Below are 16,515 nucleotides of genomic sequence, written 5' to 3'. Positions count from 1 at the left end.
AACGCATGATTTTAAAAACTCGACTCTTTGGCAATACTTACGAGTTTGCTTCTGTGAAAGAAGTATTAGCTAAAGCCAATGAAGAAAAATCGGGAGACCGATTAGCTGGGGTTGCTGCTACTACAGCAGAAGAACGTGTAGCGGCAAAAACTGTATTAGCACAACTTACATTGAATGACTTATATAATAATCCTGTTGTGCCTTATGAAGAGGATGAAGTAACACGTATTATTGTAGATCAAGTAAATACTCGAATTTTTAATTCAATTAAAAATTGGACAGTAGAAGAGCTTCGTGAATGGATTTTGTCAGATACAACTACAGATAATGATATTAAATTTATTTCACGTGGCTTAACATCTGAGATGGTGGCAGCAGTATGTAAGCTAATGTCTAATATGGACTTAATTGTAGGCGCTAAAAAAATTCGCATTGAAAAAACAGCAAATACTACAATTGGTAGACCAGGTACATTTTCTGCGCGTTTACAGCCAAATCATACAACTGATAATATTGATGGAATTATGGCATCTGTTATGGAAGGTTTATCTTACGGTATAGGTGATGCAGTTATTGGTTTAAATCCCGTAGATGATTCTGTTGAAAGTGTAAAACGAATTTTAAATAAATTTGAAGAATTTCGTAGCGAATGGGCAATTCCAACACAGACTTGTGTATTAGCGCATGTAACAACTCAGATGGAAGCTATTCGTCAAGGCGCACCTACAGGTCTTGTATTTCAATCGATTGCAGGATCTGAAAAAGGAAATACGGCATTTGGTTTAAGTGGTGCTACGATTGAAGAGGCTAAAGCACTTGCTTTAGAACAAGGTCAAGTAGCAGGACCTAATGTAATGTACTTTGAAACGGGGCAAGGTTCTGAATTGTCCTCAGATGCTCATCATGGTGCAGATCAGGTAACTATGGAGGCTCGCTGCTATGGATTTGCTAAAAAATTCGATCCATATATTGTGAATACTGTAGTTGGTTTTATTGGACCAGAATATTTATATGATTCTAAACAAGTAATTCGTGCAGGTCTGGAAGATCATTTTATGGGGAAACTAACCGGTATATCTATGGGTTGTGACGTATGTTATACAAACCATATGAAAGCAGATCAGAATGACATGGAAAATTTAACAATTTTATTAGCTAGTGCTGGGTGTACATATATTATGGGTATCCCTCATGGTGATGATATTATGTTAAATTATCAAACTACAGGCTTCCATGAAACGGCAACGATTCGTGATATGTTTAATTTACGTCCTATTAAAGAATTTGAATTATGGCTTGAGAAAATGGGCTTTATGTCAAATGGTAAATTAACTCCACTCGCCGGCGATGCTTCGGCATTCTTAAAATAAGTGAGGTGATAGGAATGAATGAAACTGAATTAAAAGTAATGATAGAGTCTATTTTAGGGGAATTAGTGAAGGCTAAAGGTTTAGATGAATCTCAGGCTATAAATAATTCAAGTAGTACACAAGCTAATAGTAAGGTTCAAGTTGGGAGTACGATTGATCCAACGGGTATTTTGCCAGACATTTCTGAAGTGGATTTAAAGAAACAATTATTAGTTGAGGAGCCTAAGGATAAAGAAGGATACTTGAAAATGAAGGGCTATACGGCAGCTCGTTTAGGTGTAGGGCGTTGTGGAACAAGATATAAAACGCAATCAGTTCTTCGTTTCCGTGCAGACCATGCAGCGGCACAAGATGCAGTATTCTCTGATGTAAATCCTGAATTAGTAGAAGAAATGGGTTTTATACCAGTTCGAACAATTTGCAAAAATAAGGATGAATATATTACGCGTCCTGATTATGGTCGTATGTTTGATGAAGCTAATACAGAAATTATTAGACAAAATGTAACTAAAGGGGCTAAGTTAGTTGTTGTAGTAGGGGATGGTTTAAGTTCTGCTGCAATTGAGGCTAATATTCGTGATGTAATCCCTTCATTGAAACAAGGGCTTAAGAAATATAATTTAGACTTTGATAAGGTTTTATTTGTTAAATATTGCCGTGTACCTGCTATGGATCCTATTGGTGAAATTAGTGATGCTGACGTAGTCTGTTTATTCGTTGGCGAGCGTCCAGGTCTTGTAACTGCTGAATCGATGAGTGCTTATATTGCTTATCGTCCAACTGTGGGGATGCCAGAATCTCGACGTACTGTAGTATCTAATATTCATAAAGGTGGTACTCCAGCTGTAGAAGCAGGTGCATATATTGCAGATATTATTAAAAATATGCTTGAAAAGAAAAAATCAGGTATTGAATTGAAATAAAGTGAGGAGGGACGTTTGTGAAGAATCAACGCCTAGGTGCTAATGTATTAAGCGTTCAGATAATTCCTAATGTTGATGCAGGCTTAGCATCACAACTAGGATTATCAAAGAGTCAGCGCTCATTAGGGATTATTACAGCTGATTGTGATGATGTTACTTATGTAGCATTAGACGAGGCAACTAAAACGGCAGAAGTTGAGGTTGTTTATGCAAAAAGCTTTTATGGTGGTGCAGGCAATGCATCCACTAAATTAGCTGGCGAAGTAATCGGAATTTTAGCAGGGCCAAGTCCAGCAGAAGTAACAAGTGGTTTAGATACAGCAGTTCATGTAATTAATGAAGAAGCAAGTTTTATTAGTGCTAATGATGATGGCTCTATACCGTATTTTGCACATGTTGTTTCAAGATCTGGTAGGTTCTTATCTAAATCCGCCGATATTGCAGAAGGTGAAGCAATTGCATATTTAATTGCGCCTCCGTGTGAAGCTCTGGTGGGGCTTGATGCAGCTTTGAAAGCGGCAGATGTTAGACTTTGTGTATTCTATGGGCCTCCATCAGAAACTAACTTTGGTGGCGGTTTATTAACTGGTAGCCAATCTGCTTGTAAAGCAGCCTGTGTAGCTTTTGCACAAGCTATTCAGAATGTAGCAGATAATCCACTAAGCTACTAAGGAGGTTTTGATGAAGGCACTAGGAATGGTAGAAGTACGAGGTTTCTTAGGTGCTGTTAGTGCAGCTGATGCAGCTTTAAAGGCAGCTAATGTAGCGTTAAATAGTGAGGAACGCGTTGGTGGTGGTCGACGTACAATTTTACTTGTTGGCGATGTGGCCGCAGTACAAGCCGCTGTGGAGGCTGCTGTTGTTATAGCTAAGCAATTAAATTGCTATTGTACAAGCCATGTGATTCCAAGAGCTGATAAAGCATTGGCAAAATTAATGGGTGGTAAGTTACAGGAAAGTGCTGAAGCTGATGCTAATAGTACAGCAAAAAAACTGTCAAATGATGAGGTTTCAGCTGTTTTAAATAAAACAGTAGATGCAAATTTTAGCGTGAAGGATTTAGTTAGTGATGAGGCAGTTGTAAAAGCAGAAACTATTGATGAAATCGGATTACGTGAAGAACTAGCTAAATATAAAGTCGTTGACTTACGTAAAAAAGCATATGCTATGAATGTGCATGGTATGAAACGAACTGCTATTAAGTTTGCAAATAAAGAAAGCCTCATTGATGTAATCATAGAAGAAGTGAAACGAGGTGGAATATTTTGAACTTAGTTGATAAGGATTTACAATCCGTTCAAGAAGTTCGGATTCTCTTAGCAAAAGCAAAAGAGGCACAAAAAAAGTTAGCTACTCTTAGTCAAAGTCAGATTGATGAGATAACTAAGGTAGTATGCGAAGCCGCTTATAATGAGCGCGTTCGCTTAGCTAAGCTAGCTCATGAAGAAACTGGATTTGGTAAATGGGAAGATAAAGTATTAAAAAATGCGTTTGCTTCTCGTCAAGTATATGAGTATATGAAAGATATGAAAACTGTAGGAGTCGTTAATGACGATCGTGCTAATAAAGTAATGGAAGTCGCGGTTCCTGTAGGTGTTATTGCGGGGCTAGTACCGTCTACCAATCCAACATCAACAGTTATTTTTAAATCGCTTATTGCGTTAAAAGCGGCTAATAGTATTGTATTTTCGCCGCATCCTACTGCTATCAAATGTATTGGTGAGACTGTAGCAGTTATTCGTAAAGCACTTAAAGCTGCAGGTGCTCCAGAAGATGCTGTATCTTTTATGACAATGCCTACTATGGAAGGTACAGCAGAATTAATGAAGAGCGATAATACGGATTTAATTTTAGCGACAGGTGGCTCTGCAATGGTAAAAGCAGCCTATTCGTCAGGCACACCAGCTTTAGGTGTAGGACCTGGTAATGGGCCAGCTTATATTGAGCGTAGTGCAGATGTTAAGTTAGCAGTAAAACGTATCATGGATTCTAAAACATTTGATAATGGTACAATTTGTGCTTCAGAGCAGTCAATTATTGTTGAAACAGTCAATAAAGAAGCTGTTATGAAAGAACTCGTTGCTCAGGGAGCATATATTTTAGATCCAGAAGAGGCTGCTAGATTAGGAGCTTTTATTCTTCGTGCTAATGGCACTATGAATCCTGCTATCGTTGGTAAGTCGGCCCAAGTTATTGCTAAATTGGTAGGTTTAGATATTCCTGCTGATAGACGTTTATTGGTTGCGCTAGAAACGGGAGTAGGTCCTAAATATCCATATTCTCATGAAAAACTAGCACCAATTATTGCTTTTTATACAGTGGATAATTGGGAAGAGGCCTGTGACTTATCTATTCGGATATTAGAAAATGAAGGCGCTGGTCATACGTTAATCATTCATACTGAAAATGCCGATATTGTAAAAGAATTTGGTTTACGCAAACCGGTATCTCGATTGCTTGTTAATACGCCTGGCGCTTTAGGGGGCATTGGAGCAACTACTAATATTACACCTTCGCTTACGTTAGGCTGTGGGGCTGTTGGTGGCAGTGCTACTTCAGATAATGTAGGACCACAAAATTTATTTAATTTAAGACGAGTGGCATATGGTGTGCGAGAATTAGATGATTTACGTAAAGCAGAATCTTCAGATATTCATGTAGGAGCTACTCTAGGGTGTGAATCGCAAGAAGTAGTTATTCGCGCTATTGTTGAACAAATTATGGCTAAGTTAAGCTAATTAGAAATTGGTAATTATAAAATTTATATATTACAAATATTTTATTTTAAACATATTATTAGTTACTTTAGGAGGTAATCACTATGTCTAGCACAAATGCATTAGGAATGATTGAAACAAAAGGTTTAGTTGGCGCAATTGAAGCAGCTGACGCAATGGTAAAAGCTGCTAATGTTACTTTAATTGGTAAAGAGCAAGTTGGTGGTGGTTTAGTAACAGTTATGGTTCGTGGTGATGTAGGGGCTGTAAAAGCTGCTACAGATGCTGGTGCAGCTGCTGCAGAACGAGTAGGGGAACTTCTTTCTGTTCATGTAATTCCTCGTCCACATGCTGAAGTAGATGCTATTTTGCCAGGAAAAAGTGAATAATTTAACCGTTGATTAAATTACGGGCAATGCGTAAGTAATAATAGAGAGCGCGTAAGGCGCTCTCTATTTATAAGAAAGGGTTTTCTATGAAAGTAATTACTGAAAATAATATACGCCAATTATTACGGCATAAAAAACTTCATAGAGGAGAACAACTAACGTTGACGGAGCCTAGTATAATTACGCCATCTGCTCAATCGTATTTACGAGAGTTTCAAATCGAAGTGAAGCAAATAAACAATGGCGAAACATCACCAAGAAGTTTTAAGAAAGAAATTCAAGCAGGTACTTCTAATATAAGAAGTGGTGATTTAATGAATCTCGATAATGAAATTGCTAAATTACGTGAGTTATTCTATTTTCCTTTATTACCAGATATTTTTTTTGATGAAAGTTTATGGCATTATTGGAAATTACAACAAGATTTACTCGAACAGTTTAAACAGTCACGCTATACTGTAGTGATAAAAACGTCATTACCTATTAAGCCTCAAACTTTTCAGTTTAAATCATGCCCATGGCGGACTTGGCAATATTCTACAGCTGAATTATTAAGGCAAATGAAATATGTAGAAGAATTGATAAAGCTATTTCCGCAAGTATCAGAATCATTTACTGCATGGTCAAAAGAAATTATAGCGGTTATTAATAATGAGCGTTAAGGAGGTGATTAAGTGAATTTAGTAGATGATATTGTTAGTAAAGTATTAAAGCAACTTGAAGAAAAGAGCATAGAGAATAATAAAAAATTCATTATTGAAGGTTCAGGTCGACATATACATTTAAGTCAAAATGACGTAGATCGTTTATTTGGTGAAGGGTATCAGTTAACTAAAGTTAAAGATCTTTCCCAGCCAGGACAATATGTATGTCAAGAAAGAGTTAATCTAGTTGGACCAAAGGGCATGTTTACTAATGTCGTTATTTTGGGTCCTGTTAGAGAACAATCACAAGTAGAAGTTTCATTAACTGATGCAAGAACATTAGGAATTAAAGCACCTGTTAGGGAAAGCGGTGATTTAAAAGGTTCAGCAGGTATTATTATCGTAAATAAGGAACGACATATTTCTTTAACTGAAGGTTGTATTGTAGCTAAACGACACGTGCATGTAGCAGAAGATGATGCAAAAATATTAGGTGTTAGGAATGGACAAATTGTAAAAGTTAGAACTAATACAGCACGACCTCTTATTTTTGATGATGTGGTAATTCGAGTTAGTCCAAAGTATCACACATATATGCATATTGATTTTGACGAAGCTAATGCGTGTGGATTACATGATGGCGATTTTGGTGAGATTATCGAATAGGAGGGTGGTTTATGAAAACAAGTGAGTTAGAATCTATCATCCAAACTATTACTGATAAAATTTGGAATCAATATGTAGCCAGTGAAAAAGATGCTAATTTAAATCAAGTATTTAAATCGAACCCGTCCTCAGAGGCTATGCATATGATGATAGGGGCTACTTCAAAGGGTAATTCAACAAATTCTAATAGCTCTGATTTAGTCATCGATGAATTAACTTTAGAGGAGCTGAGTGAGGTGGCGTACCTTATGCCTCATTCAGAAAAAAGTAAGCAAATTATACAGTGTATTTTAGAAGGAAAGCCTGTAGTTGTCAAACAAAGGCCTGTAATGCCGACTCATATAGAGCGCCTTCCATATGCTTTAAAACAACAGTGGCGAGAAATTGTACATGCTTGTGAAAGTTATGGAATTCAATTTGGCACAGAGGTTTGTAGTAGACTGAAGAAGAAAGACTCTAAGATATCACAGCCGATAAAAAGTAGTAAGTCAATATTTATTACAGTAGCTAAGTTAGTTCAGCTACAACAAAATGGTGAAAAAATGCCAATTGGTGCGAGATTAACCCCATTAGCTCGTGATTATATGCGAGAACATGATTTAAAACTATAAGGAGTGATATTGTGTTAGTCGCTAAGGTTATTGGTAGCTTGTGGTCTACTCGAAAAGATGATAAATTAAATGGTTGGAAATTCATGATTGTTAGGGCTTTAGAGGCTGATGGCATAACTGAAAAAGATTCATTTGTAGCAGCTGATAATGCTGGTGCTGGTATAGGTGATACTGTACTGGTGGCATTAGGTGAAGCAGCTAGAATATCAGCCGAGAATATGAATACGCCAATTGATGCAATGATTGTGGGTGTTATTGACTCAATTGATACAGATGGTTAGGAGATACAACTATGAGTATTAATGAAATTATTATGTATATCATGGTCCTTTTTATGATTATAGGGGGCTTAGATAAATGTATTGGCAATAAGCTTGGTTTAGGTGAAAAGTTTGAAGAAGGCATTATGGCTATGGGTGCATTAGCAATGTCAATGGTTGGTATTATTACGATAGCACCTATTTTAGCTCAAGTGTTAAGCCCTATTGTAGTACCTGTTTATGCTATGTTAGGCGCTGATCCTTCTATGTTTGCAACAACATTATTGGCGAATGATATGGGTGGATTTGCTTTAGCTCAGCAGATGGCTTTAACCCCAGAAGCGGGGCTGTTTGCAGGTACAATTTTAGGCGCTATGATGGGACCTACTATTGTCTTTACTATTCCGGTAGCCTTAGGAATTATTGATAAAGAAGATCATCAGTACTTGGCTACAGGTGTTTTATGTGGTATCGTTACAATTCCCTTGGGATGTTTGGCAGGTGGTCTTGTAGCGGGCATGAATTTAAGCATGATTTTAGTTAATTTAATTCCTATTGTTATTTTTGCGTTACTTGTAATTTTAGGGCTATGGATGATTCCAGAAACAATGATTAAATGTTTTACTATATTTGGTCAAGGTGTAGTTATTGTTGCTGTTTTAGGTCTTATTTTAGGTGCTTTGCAATTATTAGTTGGTATTACTGTAATAGAAGGGATTGCTCCAGTTACAGAAGGTATTGAGATTGTTGGTGGGATTGCATTAACATTAGCAGGTGCGTTCTGTTTAGTTGCTTTTATTACTAAAGTATTTAATAAGCCTTTATTAAAAATGGGGGCTGCTTTAGGGATGAATGAAGTTGCAGCTGCTGGTATGGTGGCGACCTTAGCCAATAATATTCCAATGTTTCAAATGCTAAAAGATATGGATACTCGTGGTAAAATATTAAATGTTGCATTTGCTGTATCTGCTTCATTTGTATTAGGTGATCACTTAGGTTTTACTGCAGGTGTAGCCAAAGAGATGATATTCCCAATGATTGTAGGTAAGCTTGTTGCAGGTGTAACTGCAATTTTAGTAGCGATGTTTATGTCTAAACATATTGTGGCTAAAGCTAAAAAATAAGGAGTATATAATGGGTAATATGACACGCGATATGATTGAAAGTTTAGTTCGTCAAATAGTAACTGAAAAACTAATGGCGACTAAACACATATCAAATAGTGGTGTTGGGGTTGTAAAACTACCTCAAATTGATGTAACCGAAGCAGACCGTCTTGATACGGGTAATCCTAATGATAAGGTATATACTAAAGATTTATTTTCATTAGATGAAAGTCCTAGATTAGGTTGTGGCCTTATGGTTATGGAAGACACTACATTTGATTGGACTTTAAATTATGATGAAATTGATTATATTATTTCCGGAGAGTTAAGTATTATTATTAATGGTGAAACAATTACAGCGGGACCTGGTGAAATAGTATTAATTCCTAAGGGGAGTCCGATTCAATTTTCTGTAAAAGGAAAAGCTAGATTTGTATATGTTACATATCCAGCAGATTGGCAATCGCAAGTATAATATAAGATAGGGACGGCATTTGCCGTCCTTTCATTTTATAAAGGAGAAACTGATGACTGAAAAGGAAAATTTAGCTAGTGTTTTGGCTGGGGCTTATAAATTAGGCTATCGTTGGTTGGTTATAGATAGTACCTTATTACAAATAAAGGTGTATAAAGAAGAACCCTCTACCAATGAAGTTCCATTAGAATTGAATTTTGACCCGCAGTTTGCAAGATATATAGTTGAAACGTGTAAATCAAAACAAAATCCTATTATAATTTCAGAAATACTAGTGGAATTTTGTGCTTCGGAAGCTCATGCTTTATATTATGATGAGAAGGGTTATAGTGAGAAAGCTACGATTATTCGTCATAAACCTAATAAGCTAACGGCAATTCGAGAAGAGGGGACTAGATATTTATTGACATTAAATGGTGTAGTAAGAACTAATCCTGGTGATTGGGTTATTAGAGGTGTTAATGGTGAAGAATATCCTTGTGACCCAGAAATATTTAAAAAGCTTTATGATATTGTGGAAGAGTAAAGAATTAACATTTAATACATAAGTAAATTTACAAGAGCAATGAATAAAAACATTGCTCTTTTTTTGTGTTTAGTATTTGTTTAGTGATTATTTTGAAATTTATAAAATAAGTTATATTTGAAAATTGTTGTATATTTTAAAATATGATAATATTTATATTATTAGTTTTGTTTGTGTGTTGGTTGGAGGTTTGCATGAGAAATAAGAAAGTAGTAGGAACATTAATAACAGTATTAACTATGGGATATTCTATACCTTATTCATATGCAGTTCAAGAAACTACATATGTAAGCGGTGAAAATAATAAGGTTAGTGCATATACACAGACTAGTACTGTTGTAGGATATAAAAATAATGTAAATAGTGCGGGGCTTAATAGTGATAATGATGTCAATATAGTAAATAATGCTACGATATATGGGACTGAAAATAGTGTGGAATTTGATAATGAATAGGATATTAGTCAAGCAACGGCCATTGGTTATAAAAATAAAATTACGAAGTTTAATGATACTGCTGTAGGTATAGAAAATGAATTAAAGGGGAATTCTTCAGTGGCAGTAGGTGTGAGTAATAAAGCTTCCATAGGTGTAAGTAATGCCATTTTAGTTGGTACTGGTAATACTACAGAGCTATTTAAGTCAGTTATGATGGGGAATGGTAATAGTATAAAAGGCAAGTTAGGTAGTAGTGAGGCATTAGCTGTATTTGGGAATAATAATATAATAAATAATAGTGGTGCTGCGGTAGTTATTGGACATAGTGTGAATTTGAATTCTGCGAATAGCGGTATTGGCATAGGTTATAGAGCTAATGTGAGTGGCCAATCGGCTATTGCGTTAGGACTTGATGCTGAAGCAAAAGGATTCGGTATTTCTATTGGTGGCTGGGATACAAAGGCTTATGATCATGCCCTTGCTATGGGGCATACTGCTCATGCGTTAGGTTATAACACGATTGCATTAGGTACAAATGCAAGTGCTGATAAATCTTCTAATGTAGCTATTGGAAATAAAGCAACGGCTATTGTCGTTGATAATGCTGTAGCGTTAGGTTCTAACTCGGTGGCTAATCGTAATTTTATACTTAATGCTACAGTAGCTAGTGAAGCTTCGGTAGTTAATAACTCTGTATATGGATTCGAGTTTGCTAAGTCTGCGGATTTAGATGAGATTCGTAATACGGTGAAAGGTGACTTAGCTGCTATTTCTATTGGTAATGAGAGTGGAAGCCGTCAAATTATAAATGTGGCGGCCGGAACAGAAAATAGTGATGCTGTTAATGTAGCTCAATTAAAGGCTGTCGCTAATAGTGTAACGAATACAATTGTTAAAGCTGGAGATAATATAACTATTAAACCTGAAGTGAAAGGCAATACAACTACATACACTATTTCGGCTGATGTAAGCAAAAAAGATGTTGAGGATTTACAATTACAAATTACGTCTAACGAAGATAGAATTACTGTGTTAGAAAATAAGCCGATTGTAGATAGTGATACGATTACTACAGTTAGTGCTGGTGATGATTCAGTAGTAGTTAGTGATGATGAAAATCATAACTATACTATAAAAGTATCAGATGAATTACAAAATAATGTTAAAAAGAATAGTAAGGATATTAATATAGTCAGTGAAACTGTAAAAGAAAATATAACGAAAATTGATAATAATAGCACACAGATTAAAGAAAATATAGTACAAATAGATAAAAACAGTAAAGGAATTAAAGAAAATACTTTAAAAATAGAGAATAATAGTAATCGTATTACTCAGAATACTGTTAATATTGAAAATAATCGACAAGCAATACATAATGTTAATGCTCGTGTGAATCATTTAGATTCTAAAATTAATAAAGTAGGTGCTGGGGCGGCAGCATTAGCAGGCTTACATCCATTGGATTTTGATCCTGATGATAAGTGGACATTTTCAGCAGGATATGGCAATTATAATAATGCTGATGCTATAGCAATAGGGAGCTTTTATCGACCAAATGAAGATACTATGTTTAGTATAGCTGGATCTATGGGAAATGGCGAAAATATGGTTAATGCAAGTATTAGTTTGAAGTTTGGCCAAAAGAGTACTGTAACTAATACACGAGTAGCTATAGCTAAAGATTTAGAGGACTTAAAAACAATTGTAAAAGCACAACATAAACAGATTGAGTCGTTGCGACAGCAACTGAATAATTTTACTGGGCAGCAATATAATACTAAAGGTGTATTTTTTGAAGATGTACCAGAACAGCATTGGGCTTATGAATATGTAAAAACTTTAGCAGAGAAAGGTCTTTTAGTTGGATATCCTGACGGAACTTTTAAGGGTGAAAAAACTATGACGCGCTATGAATTTGCTGCTATTATTTATCGAGCTATGGAAAATGGAGCTCATATGGATGTGGAAATGAAACAGCTGGTGAATGAATTTGATTATGAACTACGTGAATTAAGTTTGGATCGAGTTAGAATTGACCGCATTTCTGGTGCAGATAATGATCGGCATAAAATTGAGCGAGTTAGAGTTAATAGCAAAATGAATAAACAAGAAAATGATTTTAGAGATGTGTATGGTAGTTCTATTACTCCCGTAGTATAATAAATAGTAGCTATTCTCAATCAGTCTAGCTGAACAAAATAGCCTTTTCATACATGATAATATGTACAACAATTAATCATTAAGGCTATAGTTAAAAGCACTGAATTGGGAATAAAAGATATGAACTATGTAAGGAGTGATATGTATGGCAGACTTAAAAGTCGGTGATAAAGCACCTGAATTTTCAATTGTGAATGATGCTAATGAAGTTGTTAGCTTAAAAGAATTAATGGGACAAAAGGTGATTTTGTACTTCTATCCTAAAGATAATACACCTGGTTGTTCTGTAGAGGCACAACAATTTAACGAGGCCTATGAAACATTAAAAAAGGCAGGCTATGTTGTGCTTGGCGTAAGTCGAGATACAGTAAAACGTCATGTTAATTTTAAAGCTAAATATGATTTGCAATTTGATTTACTGGCTGATACGGAAGAAACTTTATGTAATGCCTATGGTGTTATGAAAGAGAAAAAATTATATGGCAAAGTATCAATTGGTATTGAACGCTCTACTTTTGTCATTGATGAAAAAGGCATTCTTACTCATATTTATCGTGGTGTAAAAGCCAAAGAACATGTAGGGCAATTATTACTAAATCTTGGCTTATAAGGGCTGAGAAGCATTAGTCATTTATGTTGGTTTTTCTTTCAATCCTCTTTTGGCCAAAGTCGTAGTATGGAGGGGAGAAGTATTTCTTCTTTGATTTACTATAAGTATTTATTTAGATAGAGGGAGATTGTAAGGGACTCCACCAATGTCTACGATAGGCTTTGATACCTTCTAAAACAATAGCCGAGGCTTTACTAGCTAATACTTTGCTAGCAGGTGGGATACCGTCTAAGCGATAGGTAATGCCGAGTTCTTTATATTTTGCTTGGCCCATTACATGATAAGGGAGGCAGTCTATAGTTTCTAAGTTTTTCAGACGGCCAATAAAGAAACCGAGACGATACCAACGATCTGCATTATCTGTAATTGTAGGGACTACTACATGGCGAATCCAAATTGGTACATGGTGTTCATCAATAAACTGAGCAAATTGTAAGATTTGTTGATTGCTTTGGCCTGTTAGTTCTCTGTGTTTCGTATCGTCGATTTCTTTGATATCCAAAATAACGAGACTGGTAACGGACATGAGAGTTTCATAGGCTGCTCGTTGGCTCTCTTCGAAATAGATGCCGCTTGTATCAAGGCAGGTGTGCACGCCACGGGCTCTAAAATATTTGAATAATTCAATAACAAAAGGTAATTGCATTAGGGCTTCGCCACCAGTTACGGTAAGGCCACCATTTTTATAGAAACTTTGATTTCGTTCAAATTGTGCCCATACTTCTTTGATGGTTATATTTGTACCTTGCTGCGCATCCCAAGTATCAGGATTGTGGCAATACGCACAGCGTAAAGGGCAGCCCTGTAAAAATAGAACCATACGTACCCCAGGGCCGTCAACAGTGCCCATAGTTTCTAGTGAGTGAATTCGTCCAATCATAGTTTACCTTTCTAAAAATAAGATAATAGGCTCCTCGTAATGGGGAGCCTATTATGCTATATATTACAGCGAGGAGGGGGATTTATTACATTTGTTCGTGGAATGTACGGGAAATAACTTCATCCTGTTGCTGTTTTGTTAATTTGTTGAAATGTACAGCGTAGCCTGATACACGAACTGTAAGTTGTGGATATTTTTCAGGATGTTGTTGGGCATCGCGAAGCATTTCACGGTCAAATACATTTACGTTAAGATGGTGGCCACCTTTTTCAGAATAACCATCTAATAATTCTACTAAATTGTCAATTTGTTGTTGGTTGCTCATATTATTTGTCCTCCTTTTCAGCGATGGAAACATTGGGCTCACGGCACGCTAAGTTTTCATTATTAACAGGTAAGTCGGTAGGTAAATCGCTTTGTAAAATGGAATCAAGATCTAAATCAATGTCTAAATCGCTCATGCGAATCATAGTTTCCCCATTTTTACCGAGTGCATCAGGAATAATGGAGAATGTATTGGAAATACCATCACTACAATCACGCCAAGGCATTTTCGCGACGGAAGCCATAGAAGAAACGGCGCCATGTGAATCGCGGCCGTGCATTGGATTAGCCCCTGGTGCAAATGGCATACCTTGTTTACGTCCGTCTGGAGTGCTACCTGTGGCATTCCCATATACTACATTAGATGTAATAGTTAAGAGGGACATAGTTGGGATGCTTTCACGGTATGTAGGATGTTTACGAATTTTATTCATAAAGGCCGATACAACTGTAGCGGCTAAATCATCAACGCGGTCATCATCATTACCATATTTAGGGAAGTAGCCAGTGATTTCAAAATCCACAGCAATACCATTTTCATCGCGAATTGGTTTTACTTTTGCATGTTTAATAGCCGATAAGGAATCGGCAACTACTGAAAGACCAGCAATCCCAGTGGCGAACCAGCGCGTTACTTTGCGGTCATGGAGGGCCATTTCCAATTTTTCATAGGCGTATTTATCGTGCATATAGTGAATGATATTGAGAGCATTCACATATACGCCAGCGAGCCATTCCATCATATCATCGAATCGTTCCATTACTTCGTCAAATTCAAGATATTCAGAGGTAATAGAGCGATATTTTGGACCTATTTGTTTCTTTAGCTTTTCATCAATACCTCCATTGATGGCGTAAAGCAAGCATTTAGCAAGGTTACAACGAGCACCAAAGAACTGCATTTCCTTACCGATACGCATTGGTGAAACACAGCACGCAATGGCGTAATCATCACCGCTGTTAGGTCGCATTAATTCATCGTTCTCATACTGAATAGAAGAGGTTTCAATAGACAATTTAGCACAGAAGCGTTTGAAACCGTCTGGTAAACGAGGGGACCAGAGGACTGTTAAGTTTGGCTCTGGTGCAGGTCCTAGGTTAGTTAAGGTGTGAAGATAGCGGAAGGCCATTTTAGATACTAATGGACGACCATCAGATCCCATACCGCCGATGGATTCAGTAGTCCAAACAGGATCGCCTGTAAAGAGGTTATTGTATTCAATGATACGTGCGAAGCGGACCATGCGAAGCTTCATGATGAAATGGTCGACCATTTCTTGAATTTCTTCTTCTGTATAATGGCCTGTTTGTAAGTCTCGTTCTGCATAGATATCTAAGAAAACGGTGTTACGGCCAATTGACATAGCAGCGCCATTCTGCTCTTTGATGGCTCCTAAATAACCAAAATACAACCACTGAATGGCTTCTTTCGTATCTTTGGCTGGATGGCTAATATCAAAGCCATAAGAAGCAGCCATTTCTTTTAGTTCTTTTAAGGAACGAATTTGATCACGGATTTCTTCGCGGTCACGAATTAATGTGGCGGTCATGTCGCCCATGGTGATGGAAAACTCTTTTTCTTTTTCCTCGATTAAGCGATCAACCCCGTATAAGGCAATACGACGATAGTCGCCAATAATACGGCCACGGCTGTAAGCGTCTGGTAGGCCTGTAATAATATGAGCTGAACGAGCAGCCCGCATTTCTGGCGTATACACATCAAATACGCCGTCGTTGTGAGTTTTTCGATGTTTGTGGAAGAAATCTTCCAGCTGTGGATTCATGTCAAAGCCGTATTCTTTGAGGGCCATTTTGGCTGTGCGTAAGCCACCATAAGGGAACATAGCCCGTTTTAACGGTTTGTCTGTTTGTAGGCCTACAATTTGCTCTAGGTCTTTAATAATATAGCCTGGGCCATGGGAAGATACTGCTGTTGCTACATCAGTATCGGCGTCGAGTACGCCACCTTTAGCTTTTTCTTCTTCGTAAAGGCGTAATACTTCTTGCCAGAGTTGTTGTGTCCGTTCGGTTGGACCTACTAGGAATGAGTCGTCCCCTACATAGGGGTTATAGTTACGTTGGATAAAGTCACGTACATCGATGGCTTTATCCCATACACCTGTAATGAAGCCTTTCCATGCAGTATGTTGCATTATAGCACCTCCATTAAGGAAATAAAGAATGTTTAAGATACTTTAAGTGTATACTGTATTGATAAGTAATTCAATATTTGTAATGATATTATTTTTCGATTTAATCTATGCTAAAAATAAAAGATGAAGAAATGAAGAAGTTTTATAATTTGAAATTTAAATATCTATGTTTAGATTTTGTATAATTTATGTAAGAGGGGATTATAGGTTTGAGTTTAAGTTTGTCTGAATGGATTATTTTGTTCGCACAAAGAAGATTTT

The 16,515-nt window shown here is 36.7% G+C and carries 19 protein-coding genes; 16 read left to right on the top strand and 3 right to left on the bottom strand.

Going from position 1 to position 16,515, the window contains the following annotated elements:
- Positions 1-5 precede the first annotated feature (5 nt).
- The 16 genes from NFR27_RS06245 to bcp all read left to right on the top strand — a co-directional run bounded on the left by NFR27_RS06245 (position 6) and on the right by bcp (position 12,897).
- A complete protein-coding gene (locus NFR27_RS06245; protein WP_251442854.1) occupies positions 6-1,370 on the top strand; it encodes an ethanolamine ammonia-lyase subunit EutB in 1,365 nt (454 codons plus the stop codon).
- A 14-nt stretch (positions 1,371-1,384) separates the two neighbouring features.
- Positions 1,385-2,293 carry an ethanolamine ammonia-lyase subunit EutC gene (gene eutC, locus NFR27_RS06240; RefSeq protein ID WP_251442851.1) on the top strand — a complete coding sequence of 303 codons (909 nt, stop codon included), beginning with the start codon at positions 1,385-1,387 and terminating at the stop codon, positions 2,291-2,293.
- A gap of 17 nt (positions 2,294-2,310) precedes the next feature.
- The gene (gene eutL / locus NFR27_RS06235) at positions 2,311-2,964 is read left to right on the top strand and encodes an ethanolamine utilization microcompartment protein EutL (protein ID WP_251442848.1); all 654 of its coding nucleotides are present in this window, start codon (positions 2,311-2,313) and stop codon (positions 2,962-2,964) included.
- A 10-nt stretch (positions 2,965-2,974) separates the two neighbouring features.
- The gene (locus tag NFR27_RS06230) at positions 2,975-3,562 is read left to right on the top strand and encodes a BMC domain-containing protein (RefSeq protein WP_251442845.1); all 588 of its coding nucleotides are present in this window, start codon (positions 2,975-2,977) and stop codon (positions 3,560-3,562) included.
- On the top strand, positions 3,559-5,031 hold the full coding sequence (locus tag NFR27_RS06225; RefSeq protein ID WP_251442842.1) for an acetaldehyde dehydrogenase (acetylating): 1,473 nt from the start codon (positions 3,559-3,561) through the stop codon (positions 5,029-5,031). Before NFR27_RS06230 ends, NFR27_RS06225 begins: the two co-directional genes overlap by 4 nt.
- 83 nt (positions 5,032-5,114) lie before the next feature.
- The gene (locus NFR27_RS06220) at positions 5,115-5,399 is read left to right on the top strand and encodes a BMC domain-containing protein (RefSeq protein ID WP_251442839.1); all 285 of its coding nucleotides are present in this window, start codon (positions 5,115-5,117) and stop codon (positions 5,397-5,399) included.
- Between the two features lie 86 nt (positions 5,400-5,485).
- Entirely contained in the window at positions 5,486-6,061 is a 576-nt protein-coding gene (locus tag NFR27_RS06215; protein ID WP_251442836.1) for a hypothetical protein, read from the top strand.
- A gap of 12 nt (positions 6,062-6,073) precedes the next feature.
- Complete coding sequence (locus NFR27_RS06210; protein WP_251442834.1) at positions 6,074-6,709, top strand: phosphate propanoyltransferase; 636 nt, start codon at positions 6,074-6,076, stop codon at positions 6,707-6,709.
- A gap of 11 nt (positions 6,710-6,720) precedes the next feature.
- Positions 6,721-7,320 carry a hypothetical protein gene (locus NFR27_RS06205; protein ID WP_251442832.1) on the top strand — a complete coding sequence of 200 codons (600 nt, stop codon included), beginning with the start codon at positions 6,721-6,723 and terminating at the stop codon, positions 7,318-7,320.
- 11 nt (positions 7,321-7,331) lie between these two features.
- A complete protein-coding gene (locus tag NFR27_RS06200; protein ID WP_251442830.1) occupies positions 7,332-7,601 on the top strand; it encodes a EutN/CcmL family microcompartment protein in 270 nt (89 codons plus the stop codon).
- A gap of 11 nt (positions 7,602-7,612) precedes the next feature.
- Positions 7,613-8,704 (top strand): ethanolamine utilization protein EutH, encoded by a 1,092-nt coding sequence (eutH, locus tag NFR27_RS06195; protein WP_251442828.1) that lies wholly within the window; start codon positions 7,613-7,615, stop codon positions 8,702-8,704.
- A 10-nt stretch (positions 8,705-8,714) separates the two neighbouring features.
- Complete coding sequence (locus tag NFR27_RS06190) at positions 8,715-9,161, top strand: cupin domain-containing protein (protein ID WP_251442826.1); 447 nt, start codon at positions 8,715-8,717, stop codon at positions 9,159-9,161.
- A gap of 52 nt (positions 9,162-9,213) precedes the next feature.
- The gene (locus tag NFR27_RS06185; protein WP_251442824.1) at positions 9,214-9,687 is read left to right on the top strand and encodes a hypothetical protein; all 474 of its coding nucleotides are present in this window, start codon (positions 9,214-9,216) and stop codon (positions 9,685-9,687) included.
- Between the two features lie 194 nt (positions 9,688-9,881).
- Entirely contained in the window at positions 9,882-10,142 is a 261-nt protein-coding gene (locus tag NFR27_RS06180; RefSeq protein ID WP_251454721.1) for a hypothetical protein, read from the top strand.
- 99 nt (positions 10,143-10,241) lie between these two features.
- Entirely contained in the window at positions 10,242-12,287 is a 2,046-nt protein-coding gene (locus tag NFR27_RS06175; protein WP_251454718.1) for an S-layer homology domain-containing protein, read from the top strand.
- A gap of 145 nt (positions 12,288-12,432) precedes the next feature.
- Positions 12,433-12,897 carry a thioredoxin-dependent thiol peroxidase gene (gene bcp, locus NFR27_RS06170; RefSeq protein WP_251442820.1) on the top strand — a complete coding sequence of 155 codons (465 nt, stop codon included), beginning with the start codon at positions 12,433-12,435 and terminating at the stop codon, positions 12,895-12,897.
- Between the two features lie 112 nt (positions 12,898-13,009).
- Here the strand turns inward: bcp and pflA are convergent, their stop codons facing one another.
- The 3 genes from pflA to pflB all read right to left on the bottom strand — a co-directional run bounded on the left by pflA (position 13,010) and on the right by pflB (position 16,254).
- Positions 13,010-13,777 (bottom strand): pyruvate formate-lyase-activating protein, encoded by a 768-nt coding sequence (pflA, locus tag NFR27_RS06165; protein WP_251442817.1) that lies wholly within the window; start codon positions 13,775-13,777, stop codon positions 13,010-13,012.
- 85 nt (positions 13,778-13,862) lie between these two features.
- Positions 13,863-14,102 (bottom strand): autonomous glycyl radical cofactor GrcA3, encoded by a 240-nt coding sequence (gene grcA3 / locus NFR27_RS06160; protein WP_115310840.1) that lies wholly within the window; start codon positions 14,100-14,102, stop codon positions 13,863-13,865.
- A 1-nt stretch (position 14,103) separates the two neighbouring features.
- Positions 14,104-16,254 (bottom strand): formate C-acetyltransferase, encoded by a 2,151-nt coding sequence (gene pflB, locus NFR27_RS06155; RefSeq protein WP_251442814.1) that lies wholly within the window; start codon positions 16,252-16,254, stop codon positions 14,104-14,106.
- Positions 16,255-16,515: the final 261 nt, after the last annotated feature.

This window comes from Veillonella intestinalis (assembly GCF_943192895.1).
GTDB lineage: Bacteria > Bacillota > Negativicutes > Veillonellales > Veillonellaceae > Veillonella_A > Veillonella_A intestinalis.
Note: the sequence above shows the minus strand (reverse complement) of the source record. Positions and strands in the feature narration are given on the sequence as shown.